The organism is Aquimarina agarivorans (assembly GCF_000218485.1).
In the GTDB taxonomy this organism is placed as follows: domain Bacteria; phylum Bacteroidota; class Bacteroidia; order Flavobacteriales; family Flavobacteriaceae; genus Aquimarina; species Aquimarina agarivorans.
Genome location: NZ_AFPB01000158.1, coordinates 23,303 through 37,793, shown reverse-complemented (window position 1 = coordinate 37,793; position 14,491 = coordinate 23,303). Strand labels below are relative to the sequence as shown.

Below are 14,491 nucleotides of genomic sequence, written 5' to 3'. Positions count from 1 at the left end.
AGGTTTTATATAAAATTTAGTCAACAAAAAGCACTTTCCTAATGTCAGAAAAATGCATCTGGTTGATTATTTTGTTCTGCTACAAAATATTTTGGAAAATATTGTATGTAGCGAAAAAGTTCTTAAATAATACGGAATGATAAAAAGTAGTTTTATGCCAATATTTCGTTTCTGTAATAATCAATTATACCATCAATGGGTCTGCGAACAATATTACCCATCGTTAAATGGTAAGGTAATAAAGCATCTCTAATGATGTCCTGACTAAAGTGGGCAATAGAGCCAATAAAATGAATGGGTACGTTTTGTGCTTCAGGAAAGCACATTACTCTATTTTCAATAAACTTTTTAATGCCTTCAGTAATTAAGAGATAAAAGTATCCATTACGCTCTTCGCTTGTAAAAATAAATTCTGCAAAGTTAGCTAAATAGGTATTTGGATTTTCATTCCTGTACACGTTTTCCTTTATGGCATCAGGCGAAAGATCGTAACGCTTTTCAAATTCTTCAGCAATCGCTTTTGGCATTCTTTTATAGTAGTAATCACGTAGCAAACGTTTTCCAAAATAGTTTCCGCTAGCTTCATCCATAAGTACATAGCCTAAAGATTCTACTTCCATATGAATGTTATCCCCATCAAAATAACAGCTATTTGAGCCTGTTCCTAAAATACATACAATTCCAGGTTCGGTAGTAGCTGCAAATACGGCAGCAACCATATCTTCTTTAACCATTACTTCGGAATCACCAAAATAGTCTACTAATATATCTTCTAAAATTTTAGTTGGCTCAGGAGTACCACAACCAGCTCCGTAAAAGTGTACACTTTTAACTTGATCTTTGTATGATTTTAAATCTTCATTAGCGTAAAGCCTAGTTTTAAGAACCTCTGATTTAAAAACAGCTGGATTTAAACCTTTAGTTCTAGTTTTAAGTACTTGTTTACCATTGTGATCTAAAAGTATCCAATCGCATTTAGTTGATCCTCCATCGGCAAGTAATATCATAGAGTATATTTTAGGTGGTTTGTAATTTGTAATGTTAAAATACAAAAAGCCCCATAATTTTCATACAGGGCTTTTAAAATATATTATAGGTTCCCAATTTTGGTAGCCAAGTCAACTAATTTAGTAGAATAACCATATTCATTATCATACCAAGATATTAGCTTAAAAAAGTTATCGTTCAATGCGATACTAGCACCAGAATCAAAAGTAGATGTATGTGTTTCACCAACAAAATCCTGAGATACAACGGCTTCATCAGTATATTTTAACACTCCCTTCATTGGTCCATCAGCAGCTTTTTTAATTGCAGCTTGAATATCAGCCATTGAAGCATTTTTTTTAGTTTTTACCGTTAAATCAACAACTGAAACATCAGCAGTTGGTACACGGAAAGCCATACCTGTTAATAATCCATTTAATTCTGGAATTACTTTTCCAACAGCTTTAGCTGCACCAGTAGAGGCTGGTATAATATTATTTAATGAAGAACGACCACTTCTGTAATCTTTCTTAGAAGGGGCATCAACAACCGCTTGAGTTGCTGTAGCAGCATGTACAGTAGTCATTAATCCTTCTTGAATACCAAATTCATCCTCAATAACTTTAGCCAACGGAGCTAAACAGTTAGTAGTACAAGATGCATTAGATACAATTGTATGATCGTTCGTTAATTTATCATCATTTACACCCATTACAAACATTGGTGCATCAGCAGATGGTGCTGAAATAGCCACTTTTTTAGCACCTGCTTTTATGTGAGCTTGAGCTTTATCTAATGTTGTAAAAATCCCTGTACAATCAAGTACAACGTCAACACCTACAGCATCCCATTTTAAATCTTCAGGATTTCTTTCGGCTGTAATACGGATTGTTTTACCGTTTACTACTAAACTTCCATCTTTCACCTCAACTGTACCGTCAAATTTACCGTGTACTGAATCGTATTCCAGTAAATATGCTAAATGTTCAACATCCAACAAATCGTTGATAGCAACAATCTCTACGTTATCTCTTTTTGCAGCTACACGGAATGCAATTCTACCGATACGTCCAAAACCGTTAATTCCTAGTTTTAAAGTACTCATATTTCAAATTTTAGTTTACTATTTAATTTATTATAAAGAAACTATGTCTGCAACACGCAGTAAGTCTCTGTCTAATTTTCTATTTTTATCAAGAGCCACATTTAAATCAACAGTGACTGCTTTACGGTGACTAACACCAATCATTACGTTAGTAAGTCCTTTCATAAGTGCATCAACAGCGCCTACACCCAATTTACTTGCTAATACCCTATCAGTACAACTAGGTGCTCCTCCCCTTTGCAAATGCCCAAGCACGGACACCCTAACATCGTATTCAGGTCGGTGTTTGTGTACATAATCCCTCATTTCAAGGATATTCATCCCTTTTTTCCCTTCAGCAACTATAATGATACTTGATGTTTTACCTGTGATACGGCTATGTTCCAATGACTCCATTAAACGATCAATGCTAAAATCATCTTTTTCAGGAATAAGTATTTCTTCAGCACCACCTCCGATACCAGCACTAATAGCAATATCTCCAGCATCGCGCCCCATTACCTCAACTAAAAATAAACGATTGTGTGAACTTGCCGTATCCCTTATTTTATCAATAGCATGTACCACTGTATTTAAAGCAGTATCGTATCCTATTGTATAGTCAGTACCGTTAATATCATTATCTATAGTACCAGGAATACCAACTACTGGGAAATTAAATTCGTTATTTAATTTTAAAGCTCCCGTAAAGCTTCCGTCACCTCCTATTACCACTAAGGCATCAATACCTTGTTTTAGTAGGTTTTCATGCGCTATTACTCTTCCTTCGGGTTGAATGAACTCCAAACATCTGGCTGATCTTAAAAAAGTTCCTCCTCTATTAATGGTATTGGCAACTGATCGCGCATCAAGCTCAATCATATTGTTTTCAATTAATCCCTTATACCCTTCGTAAATACCTACACAAGTAACATTATAATGCACACAAGTTCGCACTACTGCTCTTATGGCTGCATTCATTCCTGGTGCATCGCCACCCGATGTAAGTACACCTATTTTTTTGATTTTTTTAGTCATTTAGCCCAAAAGTATTTTAAAAGGATATAATAACCTAATCTAGCAAAAAACTAAAACGTTTTCGATTAATAAATTGTGGCATTTTTACTAAATAGAGCATTTTGTTAAAATAAATTCAACAAAAAGCCAAATTAAAGGATTGTATTTTCGTTTTTATTATTTGTTTCAAAACAATCAAAAAATCCTAATACTTTTATTAATTTTTAACACTTTTTGCTACTCCTTCTTTTAACCAATTGTAGTAAGTATCAACATCTGGTGTATATCCTACAGGATTTTGCAATAAATTATAGCTTGTATCCATTAATACGTAATAAGGTTGCGAATTATTTTTGAAATTGATAGTCTGAAAAGTTGCCCATTTATCCCCAATGGTCTTTATTTTTTTCAATTTTGAAGAATTTGGAAATTGGTAAGTAAAACGATTTTCTTTATTCAATTTTTTCCGATCATCAACATAAAGTGAAATTAAAACAACCTGATCATCTAACAGTTTTTTTACCTTAGGAACACTCCACACCTGCTCTTCCATTTTTCGGCAATTTACACACGCCCATCCAGTAAAATCTATTAATATGGGTTTATTCATTTTTTCTGCAGCAGCAAAACCTGCATCAAAATCGGTAAACACATGTTTCCCGAATGAATGCGTATTGGTTTCGTGTTTGTTATAAATGCTGTAAAATGTTGGTGGCGGAAAGCCACTTAGTAATTTTAAATTGGGCGCATCAGTAGGTAATACTCCTGGCACTAAATAACCTGTAAATACAAGTGCAATTGTTCCTAATATTTTTCGGTTTAAATTAATTTTTTGATTTGGTGCATCATGCGGAAATCGAAACAATCCAAATAAATAAGCTGCAAGACCTAAAGCAACTAAAATCCATAATCCTATAAAAATTTCTCTTTTCAGGATACCCCAATGTTGTACTAAATCAGCATTTGATAAAAACTTAAGTGCAAAAGCCAATTCAATAAAACCTAAAACTACTTTAACGGTAGTCATCCAACCACCGCTTTTGGGAAGCCTTTTTAATAAATTTGGAAACAATGCAAAAAATGCAAACGGTAAGGCTAATGCCAATCCAAAACCTGCCATGCCGTAAGTTAGCTGTATTGCTCCTCCGTCATTAGACAAGGACCCCCCAAGTAATGATCCTAAAATTGGTCCCGTACATGAAAAGGAAACTAAGGTTAGTGTTAAGGCCATAAAAAACACTCCAAAAACACCACCTAATTTTGTTGCTTTGGAATCCATTGCATTACTCCATTTTGCAGGTAGTGTAATTTCAAAATAACCAAAAAATGAAATAGCAAACACCACAAATATGACAAAAAACAACACATTTAACCATGTATTTGTGGATACATTATTTAATACATCCGGATTTACAGAATCCATTACATGAAACGGAACGCTGACCAATATATAAATGGTTAAAATGAACAATCCGTACAACAGCGCTTTCATTATGCCCTCACTAGAACTTCCTGAACTATGTGAAAAAAACGAAACGGTCAAAGGAATCATTGGAAATACGCATGGAGTAAGTAGTGCGATCAACCCCCCTAAAAAACCCAAAAAAAACAACTTCCATAATCCTTTTTTTTCTACGGATGACAACCTAAATTCATTACTAGATTTTATAGGAAGCCTCAGCGATTCTGACAATTTTTGATCTTTATCCGAAATTGAACTGCTGGTAGCAACTGACGCTTTACTACTTTTTAAATTAATAGTAAATTCTTTTTCTTCAGGCGGCAGACAACGCTCATCATCACATACCATAAAAAGAACTGATGCTTTTATTGGGTCCGTATAACCGTCAAGCAATTTCAACTTTTGAATAAAAACAGCCGCTGTTTCAAAATATTTAATATCCATTTCAAAGGTTTTATCAAAACCTTCAATTCCTTTAGGCTCGCTTACCCCTCCTAAAAGAGTAATATTTTCAGCTTTTACACTAAACTCAGTAGGTAACGGACCTTCGTCTCCTTTAATATGTTGGCTATATACATGCCACCCCTCCTTAATGCTGGCTTTAAATTGAATTTCATACTCATTACCACCTAAATCCTTGGTTGAAGTTTTCCATGTGACTGGATTAAAAACTTGCGCTGTTGCGGTCGTAGAAATTAAAAAAAGAAACAGGAATTTTAGTAAATCCTTATTGTATATTTTCATTAGTTACAATTATTAATGTGTAAATAACATTAGTTTATTGAATGATCACTTTCAAAAATTAATATTGCTTTGGTTTGTGTAGCTTCAGTTACTTTAAAACGCCTATCGGCTCTTTTTCCCACTACCCATATGATTTCATTTTGCGAACTAATAAGCCAAATTTTTTCCTTTTCAGGCAACGACATTTTTTCGTCCTTATAATACTTACTTAGTTTCTTTTTACCTTGCATTCCTACTGGATAAAAATAGTCGCCTTCCTGCTTTTTTCTTACATGCAAAGGAAATTTAATTTTGTCAGCATCAATTTCAATACTTATTACTGGTGCATTTGCTGCTATTGATTTCATAATTGAAAAGCTTCCGCTAGAAGTTGAAATTTTACTGCCATACTTATGCAAATAATACTCATTTGGCACCCCTTTATTTTGGTTCAAATCATACAATAATAAGTAAGATCTATCTTTAAGTAATACATGCGTTTTAGAAAGCACCTTTGACCCAGACTGACTTTCTAATAAATTTTTAATATCCGCCCAAGCAGTAAAACCATAATTTTTAAAAAGCTCAAACAATACCAAATCCAATTGCGCTTCTTTCTTTAATGCAATTATATCAATTTTAAATCCACCTGTTGTAATATCGGGCAACATTACTTCTGTTTTTACAGTATTTATGTAAGAAGTAATAATCGCCTGACTCTGTTTTAGGTAACCTATTGTTTGCGAAACATTAGAAAGTAATTTTGGGTTAGTCTTTTTTAAGTTAGGGATGACCAAATGACGCAGCTGATTCCTAAGGTATTTGACATCTGAATTACTAGCATCTTCTCGCCAACATAAATTTTCATTTTTCGCAAAGGCTATCAACTCGTTTTTAGTAAATTTCAGTAATGGTCGTATAAAAAGTCCATTTTTTTCAGGGATGCCCGTTAGTCCTTCCAAACCAGTTCCCCTTGAAAAATTAATTAAAAAAGTTTCTAAATTATCATCGGCATGATGTGCGGTAGCAATACTTCCCAAGTGATGTATTTTTGCCATTTTTTCAAACCACTGATAGCGTAATTCTCTGGCTGCAATTTGAATAGAGGTTTTATGAATTTCTGCGTAAGCATTAGTATTAAATTCAGTTGTTATAAAAGGAACATTCCACTGATCCGACAAACGCTTTACAAAAGCTTGATCCCCACTACTGGCTATATTCCTTAACTGAAAATTACAATGTAAAAGCGCAATATCAAAACCAGCCTCCTTAAGTAAATAAGCAAGCACTACACTATCCACACCACCACTAATAGCTACGCCAACAGTACCTTTGGAATACTGCTTAAAATAGGCCTTAAAATGTGTTATAAATTGATTGAGCATAACAGCTCAAATATAGTAAGATCGATGACTAAATACTAACCCTAAAATGAAGATAATAATTTTATGTACGCCATCGGATTCATTCGTTTGTAACCTGTTTTTCCTAAAATCTCCGCTTTGTCATTCATTACTATGATTCTGGGTAATTTTCTTTTAGGATTATATTGCTTTGATAATTCTAAGTTATAGGCTGTTTGATTTTCCGATAACAAATTTGGAGTTTTTTTAGGAAAATCAACCTTTACCATCACATAGTTCCTGTCCGCATGTGCCTTAAACTCTTTTGAACTTAAAACATTCTTATTTAATTTTTTGCAAGGCGGACACCAATCTGATCCCATAAAAACCATTACTATTTTTTTATCTTCAAGCGCAGCAATTTTTTTTGCCTCGTCCAAATCTGTAATCCATTTTTGAGCATTTGCATTTATAAATCCTAAAATAAATATTGAAACTATTAGTAATTGCTTCATATTGGAGTTTTAATAATTTGTGATTTTTTTATTTATATACGTTAAAATAACGCTTGTTTATAAAAGAAATTATTCAGTGTATTTTAGAAAACATACTGGATAATTTCAATATTTATAATTAGAGCTATTTTTCAAGCAAACTAAATACGTATTTTAATTCAGTGGCAATTTGCACGCTGCGTTCTTCGTACTTTTCAGCCTGCTGGGGAGTATTGTCAAAGGCTTTAGGGTCTTCAAAAGTCATAGCTATTCTTTTTTCTGCTCCAGCTACATAAGGGCAATTTTCATCGGCACTGGAACAAGTCATAATTGCTGCAAAGTTCGATTTCGGATTAAATGCATGATCAAAGGTTTTTGAAAAGCAAATAATAGGATGTTTGTCCTGATCGTATTTTACACTATGAATAGGATTTGTACCCTCGGATAATTGTTTAATTTCAAAACCTTGATTACTAAGTGTTTTGGCAGCCACATGAAACATTGCAGTAGCTTCAGTACCTCCTGAGTATGAAAACAAATTAGGAATCCCATAAAAATGAGCCATTGCTTGTGCCCAAACTTGCGATAAATGACTTCTGCGAGAGTTGTGAGTACAAATAAAATTTAAACGAATTTCTTGATTAGCATCTACTTTTTCTTGCAAATATTTCGTAAAGGTTTTTAATAAATCTTTACGGTCTTGTGCTATCAAATCCGTGTTTAATGAAGTAATTAAATGGTGTATTTTTGTATTCATATTTTTGAAACTATAAGTTTGTTGGTTCTATTTTTCTAACACTTGTCGCATGGCTTTAGCTTTTAATAAACATTCCTCATATTCCGCATCAATAGCTGATTTTGCCGTGATGGCACTACCAACGGAATAAGAAACGTACTTTTCACTTTCATTATACAAAATGCTTCGGATAACCACATTAAAATCAAAATCGCCATTTGGTGTAAAATAGCCGATACTCCCACTATATAGCCCTCTTTTGGTGACTTCCAAATTTTCAATAATTTGCATTGCTGAAAATTTAGGAGCCCCAGTCATGCTTCCCATAGGAAAAGTACTTTTTAAGGCATCGGTAGGTGTACATTCTTTTTTTAAAACACTCTCAACAGTGGAAATCATTTGATGCACTTGAGCAAATGAATAAATACCACATAATTCTGTTACTTTTACACTCCCTTTTTCGGCTGTTTTTGACAAATCATTTCGTACCAAATCAACTATCATTACATTCTCCGCCCGTTCTTTTTCGCTATTTTTTAAGTGCAATAATAATTGTTTGTCTGTGTCAACATCTGATGAACGTTTGGCTGTTCCTTTTATTGGTTGCGTAACTAATTGTTGACCTTTTTTTAATATATATCGCTCGGGCGAAGCACAAAGCGCATAGTGTGAATCCAACTTTAAAAAAGCAGCAAAAGGTGCGTGCGATATTGCATTTAGTTTATTATAAGTTGCTAAAGGGTCAATTAATGTGTTTTCGGCATAAAACTCTTGGCAAAAATTAGCTTCGTAAATATCTCCACGCAAAATATGATGTTGCATTTGCTGAACACGTTCCCTGTATTGGTCATGAGTTAACTTAACACGAATTTTAACTTTACCGTGTGCTGAAGGTTTTGGTTTATTTGCTACTAACGATTTAATTTCATTAAAGTCAGGCATGATTTCATCATCTACCATTCGTAAATAATGAAATTCCAAAATATTGCCTTTTAAAATGATCATTTTTTTTGGTTGAAAAAAAGAAAGATCAGCAAACTGTAACCCATCTGTATTTTGAGAAATTAAATTTTCTGTAGCATTTTTAAGGTCGTACGTTAAATAGCCAAAAAGCCAATCTTTAGTTTCCTGTTGGTATTCATTAAGCTTTTCAAAGGCATTTGTAAAATCTGTTTTAATGCTAGTAAAAGCATCTACGGCTAGGATCGCATCATAAGTTCCATATTTTTGTTGATACTTATTGGAATCCAACCAAATTACCTCTTCAAACTGCTGCGCCCATTGTAGTAATTGCAGCTTTATTTTGTCAATTTCATCAACATTAAATATCTTGGTAATGCGCACTAAAAAGGTGTTATATTCTAATCACAAATATAGGTTTTTAGTTTATTTTAATATCGGTTAGCTTCAAATAAAACAAGTGCCATCTTTACATAAAATACTTTCGCAATTTGTTGACTTCTATTATTATTTTAACTCTATGTAAAGAATTCCAATAAAAGTCATTTTCCTTTCCAAAAGATGACGTTTTATAAAAATGGGATTTTGATAATACGTAAGCTAATTGCTACTATAACTCCCTTCGCACCTTTCTTATCCTCAAATTCAACAGGGATACTGATATTCCAAGTCAAAAATACAAACTTCACCAGTTCTCGTTTTCAACAAAATAATTACACTTCTAACGTTTCCTACATTAAATTTCCCGTTTAATATGGGTTTTTTGTTTGAAACTTTAAAATCAGAACCAGTATAAAATGTAATTTTACGTTTAAAATCAATTCAATCCTTAGTAAAAACATCGCTATACGTATGCTTTAAAGCTCAGCGCAAATAACGTACCTTTGCCACAAATATAACTACTGTGAAGTTCACTAACCTTAACTTAAACACCCCACTTACCAACGCCTTAAATGATTTAGGGTTTGAAACGGCGACCCCTATCCAAGCACAATCCTATCCCGTAATTATGTCTGGTAAAGATGTTATAGGTATCGCCCAAACTGGAACAGGGAAAACCCTTGCCTATTTACTGCCTATTTTAAGGGTACTTCCTTACAGCAAACAACTCAATCCAAGAGTACTTATTTTGGTACCTACTCGTGAACTTGTAGTACAGGTAGTTGGTGAATTAGAAAAACTGAGTACTTATATTAACAACAGAATACTTGGCATTTATGGTGGCACAAACATTAATACTCAAAAAAAAGCCGTTGCCCAAGGTGCTGATATAATTGTTGCCACTCCTGGTCGTTTATATGACTTAGCTTTGGCCAGAGCCATCGCATTAAAATCTATTCAAAAGTTAGTTATTGATGAAGTAGATGTGATGCTGGATTTGGGTTTCAAATTTCAAATTGAAAATATTATTGAACTGCTTCCGCGCCAGCGACAAGGAATCCTTTTTTCGGCCACCATGACCGATAAAGTCACTAAAATTATTAAAGATTCATTTATTAATCCTACCACAATTTCAGTTGCGGTAAGCGGAACTCCTTTACACAATATTACACAAACCAGATATACCGTTCCAAATTTTTATACCAAATTAAACTTACTGGCAAGGTTACTTGACGACTACGAAACCTTTCATAAAACGATCATATTTGCCCACAACAAACGTATGGCAGATCGTATTTATGATTTTTTAGAAACCACCTTTACTGGAGAATCTTGTGTCATACATTCCAACAAAACACAAAATTACCGATTACGGAGTATTCGCCAATTTGAAGAAGGCGATAATCGTATCCTTATTGCTACTGATGTAATGGCACGTGGTATTGATATTGACAGTGTATCGCAAGTCATTAGCTTGGACACCCCTGATTATCCAGAAAATTACATTCATCGAATTGGTCGTACCGGTCGAGCCGAGAAAAAAGGGAGCGCTATTTTAATGACCACTCCCAAAGAAATGGACTATCTGGAAAATATTGAAAACTTAATGAAAATTAAGATTGATGAACTTCCCTTTCCTGATAATGTGGAAATTTCAACAGAGCTTACCCCAGAAGAAAGACCGAAAGTTGTAGAAATTGATACGACTAAACGCCGAAAGAATCAAGAACCCGAAGCACGTGGAGCTGCTTTTCATGAAAAAAGTGAAAAAAATAGTAAAACAAATCAAGGAGGCTCCTACCGTAGAGAAATTGCAAAAAAATACAAAAAACCTAAAACAAAAGGAGATAAAAATTACAACAGACGAAATAAAAGAAAATAATTACTATTGATTAATAGTGGACTGCACTTTAATATGTATTGCATTCGCTTCCATTTTTATCTTGATTGGACACATAAAAAGAGTTACTTTTAGTTTTACTTCTATTAAAAATTGAAGTACATAAGTTTATAAAAGAACTCATTGACAAAAACTAACGTTTAAAGCTTTTAGCCAAACATATCAAACAACATGTTATGCATAACATAGAAAATGATGCCATAAAAATTTCAGTAAAATCAACTGGAGCAGAATTAGCCAGTCTGTACAATAAAAAAACGGCTACCGAATTACTTTGGCAAGGCGATGCTACCTATTGGAGTGGTCAAGCTCCTATCCTTTTTCCTATAGTTGGCGGACTTAAAAACAACTCCTATATACATAATGACAAAACTTATCAATTAAATCGTCATGGTTTTGCACGTCGTAGTACTAACTGGAAAATTGAAAAAATTGACAACAGCAGTATTCAGTGTACGCTAACTCATGATAAATCTACATTGGAGGTATATCCTTTTGAATTCACTTTGGTTGTAAATTACACTTTGGTTGAAAACACTTTAGTTATTGAACACCACATTACCAACAATGGTAATGAAGTAATGCCGTTTTCCATTGGAGGACATCCTGCCTTTAATTGTCCTTCGGATAAACAAACAGGGTACAATGATTATTTTTTAAAATTTGAAACTAAAGAAACCGTAGCCAGACATTTTTTAAATGAAGAAGGCCTTTTGAATGGTGAAACAAAAACAGTACTAAACGAAACTGACAAGCTGCAGCTTTCCAAAGATTTGTTTAAAAATGATGCCTTAATTTTCAAAAATTTAAAATCTGATCAGGTATCACTTTACCAAAGTGATAAAAAAATACTGAGCGTAAAATTTGAAAATTTCCCGTTTTTAGGAATTTGGGCTGCACCCAATGCCCCTTTTGTATGTATTGAACCTTGGATTGGACATGCCGATAAAATTAACAGTAACCAAAACTTATATACCAAAGAAGGGAGCAAGTCATTATTACAAAACGAAACTTTTACAGTTGCTTACCAAATATCTATTGCATGAAAAAACAAAAAGTAAACCTCAACACCGCATTTAAAACCATTATTTGGCCCCGTCGCAAACTAGTATTTATAGGTTTATTTTTAATTGTTTTGAGCAGGCTTGCAGGATTGGTTTTACCACTTGCCAGCAAGTATTTAATAGATGACGTTATTGCTAATAAAGACAAGGAAATGCTAAAATGGCTTGTCATAGGGGTAATAACCGCAATCATTGTCCAGGCAGGTACCTCATTTTTATTAACTAGAATTTTAAGCGTACAAGCTCAGTTTTTAATTTCTGAACTTCGTATTCAGGTACAAAAAAAGGTACTATCACTCCCTATCTCATTTTTTGATAATCAAAAATCTGGAGCTTTAGTATCGCGAATTATGAGTGATGTCGAAGGCGTTCGAAATTTAATTGGTACAGGTTTAGTACAACTTATTGGAGGGTCATTTACCGCCATAATTTCATTACTTCTTTTACTTCGCATAAGCGTACCGCTCACCCTTTTTGTTTTAGTTCCAATTTCAATATTTGGAGTTATTGCCTTAAAAGCCTTTAAATATATTAGACCAATATTTAAAAACAGGGCAAAAATTAATGCCGAGGTCAAAGGAAGACTTACTGAAACATTGGCTGGTGTTCGTGTTATCAAAGGATTTAACGCTGAAGATCAAGAAAATGCTACTTTTGAAAAAGGAGCGCACCGGATTTTTGATAACGTAAAACGAAGTTTAACTGCTACTGCTTTAATGAGTAGCTCCTCTACTTTTTTACTTGGAGTAGCCACCACCGGAATTATGGGATTTAGCGGAAATGCAATTATTGATGGTAATTTAACTACTGGAGATTTTCTTTCCTTTACCCTACTCCTAGGTTTTATGGTTGCACCCATTATACAAATGAGTAATATTGGGAGTCAAATCACCGAAGCTTTAGCAGGTTTAGATCGTACTGAAGAGTTAATGAATATGACTGCCGAAGATGATTTACCTGGTCGCGATATTGAATTGGATACTATTAAAGGTAATATACAATTTCAAAATGTTTCTTTTGCTTACGAAGAAAGTAAGGAAGTATTGCATAATATTTCATTTAATGCTAAAAAAGGAACCGTTACCGCTTTAGTAGGTAGCTCAGGATCCGGAAAATCCACTATTGCAGGTTTATGCGCTTCGTTTTTAAATCCGTCAAGCGGAGAAGTAACCATTGATAATACCGATCTTAGTAAAGTAATTTTAAGTTCATTTCGGAAAAATTTGGGTGTAGTACTGCAAGATGAATTTTTATTTGAAGGCACTATTAGAGAAAATATCATATTTGCAAAACCTAACGCTAAAGAGAATGAAATTCAGGAAGCCATTAAAGCTGCCTATGTCAATGAATTTACAGATCGTTTTGAAGACGGACTGAAAACGTTAATAGGTGAACGCGGAGTAAAACTTTCTGGCGGACAACGCCAACGAATTGCTATAGCACGAGCTATTCTTGCAAATCCAAAAATTCTAATTTTAGATGAGGCAACATCCAATTTAGATACCGAAAGCGAAGCGTTAATCCAAAAAAGTTTGGAGAACTTAATGGCAGGTCGCACCACTTTAGTTATAGCTCATCGATTAAGTACTATAAAAAAAGCGGATCAAATTCTGGTTATAGAACATGGACATATTGCCGAACAGGGAAATCATGAACAATTAATTGCTAAGAAAGGAAGGTACTTTGACCTTTATACTTATCAAGCTAAAATTTAATACACTCTAAATTCTTTTTCACTTTATAAGTTGAAAGCTTGGCTTCATATTTATCCTAATCAATTTTATATAGCAGTTTTGATTTTAAATTATTCATATAAAAATCAACTATTTTATTGTTTTAGCTAGAAAGTAAATATGAGCTTAGCCTTGCTACGGTGATGTTTTATATCATTACCTGTATGAATTTACCGAATTAAAATGCGCCTTTAGAAATTTTACGTCAACATAAAAAAGAACCGTAATACATGCTATGCTTATTTTTTCTGATTTGTATAATTTATAAATTCATCATTTTTCTTTAAGGTAAATTTGAACAGGAAACACATCTCAGCTAGGTATCCCTACAAAAAAACTTAAACTAAAATAGGTAGGCCATAGTAAATGGGCTTATAAATCCTTCTAATTTAATCTTAAAGTTTTCTAATAGTATTCATTTTTCATCTCAAAAAAAGTTACTTCTTATAGGTAACCTATATGTTGAAATCTCATTTTTTCTGCTTTCTAAAAAAAGCTAAAACATTTTCGAACAAAAAAAATACAGCATATTAAACTCTCGTAATTTGTGCTAGACTTAAGTTTTTCCCAAAATTTTAACATGACAACTTAAATACTAAATCGATTA

11 protein-coding genes are annotated in these 14,491 nt (G+C 33.5%); 3 read left to right on the top strand and 8 right to left on the bottom strand.

Annotated features, from left to right (window positions below):
• Nucleotides 1-152: 152 nt before the first annotated feature.
• The 8 genes from GMC_RS0112055 to GMC_RS0112020 all read right to left on the bottom strand — a co-directional run bounded on the left by GMC_RS0112055 (nucleotide 153) and on the right by GMC_RS0112020 (nucleotide 9,190).
• Nucleotides 153-1,007 (bottom strand): BadF/BadG/BcrA/BcrD ATPase family protein, encoded by an 855-nt coding sequence (locus GMC_RS0112055; RefSeq protein WP_010522373.1) that lies wholly within the window; start codon nucleotides 1,005-1,007, stop codon nucleotides 153-155.
• Nucleotides 1,008-1,090: 83 nt separating this feature from the next.
• Complete coding sequence (gene gap, locus GMC_RS0112050; RefSeq protein WP_010522372.1) at nucleotides 1,091-2,092, bottom strand: type I glyceraldehyde-3-phosphate dehydrogenase; 1,002 nt, start codon at nucleotides 2,090-2,092, stop codon at nucleotides 1,091-1,093.
• 30 nt (nucleotides 2,093-2,122) lie between these two features.
• On the bottom strand, nucleotides 2,123-3,109 hold the full coding sequence (pfkA, locus tag GMC_RS0112045; protein WP_010522371.1) for a 6-phosphofructokinase: 987 nt from the start codon (nucleotides 3,107-3,109) through the stop codon (nucleotides 2,123-2,125).
• A 196-nt stretch (nucleotides 3,110-3,305) separates the two neighbouring features.
• Entirely contained in the window at nucleotides 3,306-5,294 is a 1,989-nt protein-coding gene (locus tag GMC_RS0112040) for a protein-disulfide reductase DsbD family protein (RefSeq protein ID WP_010522370.1), read from the bottom strand.
• A 29-nt stretch (nucleotides 5,295-5,323) separates the two neighbouring features.
• Nucleotides 5,324-6,658, bottom strand: coding sequence for a tRNA lysidine(34) synthetase TilS (gene tilS / locus GMC_RS0112035; protein ID WP_010522369.1), 1,335 nt, complete (start codon nucleotides 6,656-6,658; stop codon nucleotides 5,324-5,326).
• 41 nt (nucleotides 6,659-6,699) lie between these two features.
• A complete protein-coding gene (locus GMC_RS0112030) occupies nucleotides 6,700-7,131 on the bottom strand; it encodes a thioredoxin family protein (RefSeq protein WP_010522368.1) in 432 nt (143 codons plus the stop codon).
• 124 nt (nucleotides 7,132-7,255) lie between these two features.
• Nucleotides 7,256-7,867 (bottom strand): arsenate-mycothiol transferase ArsC, encoded by a 612-nt coding sequence (locus GMC_RS0112025; protein WP_010522367.1) that lies wholly within the window; start codon nucleotides 7,865-7,867, stop codon nucleotides 7,256-7,258.
• Nucleotides 7,868-7,894: 27 nt separating this feature from the next.
• Entirely contained in the window at nucleotides 7,895-9,190 is a 1,296-nt protein-coding gene (locus tag GMC_RS0112020) for an anthranilate synthase component I family protein (protein ID WP_010522366.1), read from the bottom strand.
• A 520-nt stretch (nucleotides 9,191-9,710) separates the two neighbouring features.
• Here GMC_RS0112020 and GMC_RS0112015 point away from each other — a divergent pair.
• The 3 genes from GMC_RS0112015 to GMC_RS0112005 all read left to right on the top strand — a co-directional run bounded on the left by GMC_RS0112015 (nucleotide 9,711) and on the right by GMC_RS0112005 (nucleotide 13,866).
• Nucleotides 9,711-11,069 (top strand): DEAD/DEAH box helicase, encoded by a 1,359-nt coding sequence (locus GMC_RS0112015; RefSeq protein ID WP_010522365.1) that lies wholly within the window; start codon nucleotides 9,711-9,713, stop codon nucleotides 11,067-11,069.
• A 194-nt stretch (nucleotides 11,070-11,263) separates the two neighbouring features.
• Nucleotides 11,264-12,133, top strand: coding sequence for an aldose 1-epimerase family protein (locus GMC_RS0112010; RefSeq protein WP_010522364.1), 870 nt, complete (start codon nucleotides 11,264-11,266; stop codon nucleotides 12,131-12,133).
• Nucleotides 12,130-13,866: an ABC transporter ATP-binding protein gene (locus tag GMC_RS0112005; RefSeq protein ID WP_010522363.1), complete on the top strand. Its 1,737-nt coding sequence runs from the start codon at nucleotides 12,130-12,132 to the stop codon at nucleotides 13,864-13,866. Before GMC_RS0112010 ends, GMC_RS0112005 begins: the two co-directional genes overlap by 4 nt.
• Nucleotides 13,867-14,491 lie beyond the last annotated feature (625 nt).

Coding starts and splice junctions, on each gene's coding strand:
- GMC_RS0112055 (WP_010522373.1), bottom strand. CDS start 1,007: ATGATATTACTTGCCGATGGAGGATCAACTAAATGCGATTGGATACTT.
- gap (WP_010522372.1), bottom strand. CDS start 2,092: ATGAGTACTTTAAAACTAGGAATTAACGGTTTTGGACGTATCGGTAGA.
- pfkA (WP_010522371.1), bottom strand. CDS start 3,109: ATGACTAAAAAAATCAAAAAAATAGGTGTACTTACATCGGGTGGCGAT.
- GMC_RS0112040 (WP_010522370.1), bottom strand. CDS start 5,294: ATGAAAATATACAATAAGGATTTACTAAAATTCCTGTTTCTTTTTTTA.
- tilS (WP_010522369.1), bottom strand. CDS start 6,658: ATGCTCAATCAATTTATAACACATTTTAAGGCCTATTTTAAGCAGTAT.
- GMC_RS0112030 (WP_010522368.1), bottom strand. CDS start 7,131: ATGAAGCAATTACTAATAGTTTCAATATTTATTTTAGGATTTATAAAT.
- GMC_RS0112025 (WP_010522367.1), bottom strand. CDS start 7,867: ATGAATACAAAAATACACCATTTAATTACTTCATTAAACACGGATTTG.
- GMC_RS0112010 (WP_010522364.1), top strand. CDS start 11,264: ATGCATAACATAGAAAATGATGCCATAAAAATTTCAGTAAAATCAACT.
- GMC_RS0112005 (WP_010522363.1), top strand. CDS start 12,130: ATGAAAAAACAAAAAGTAAACCTCAACACCGCATTTAAAACCATTATT.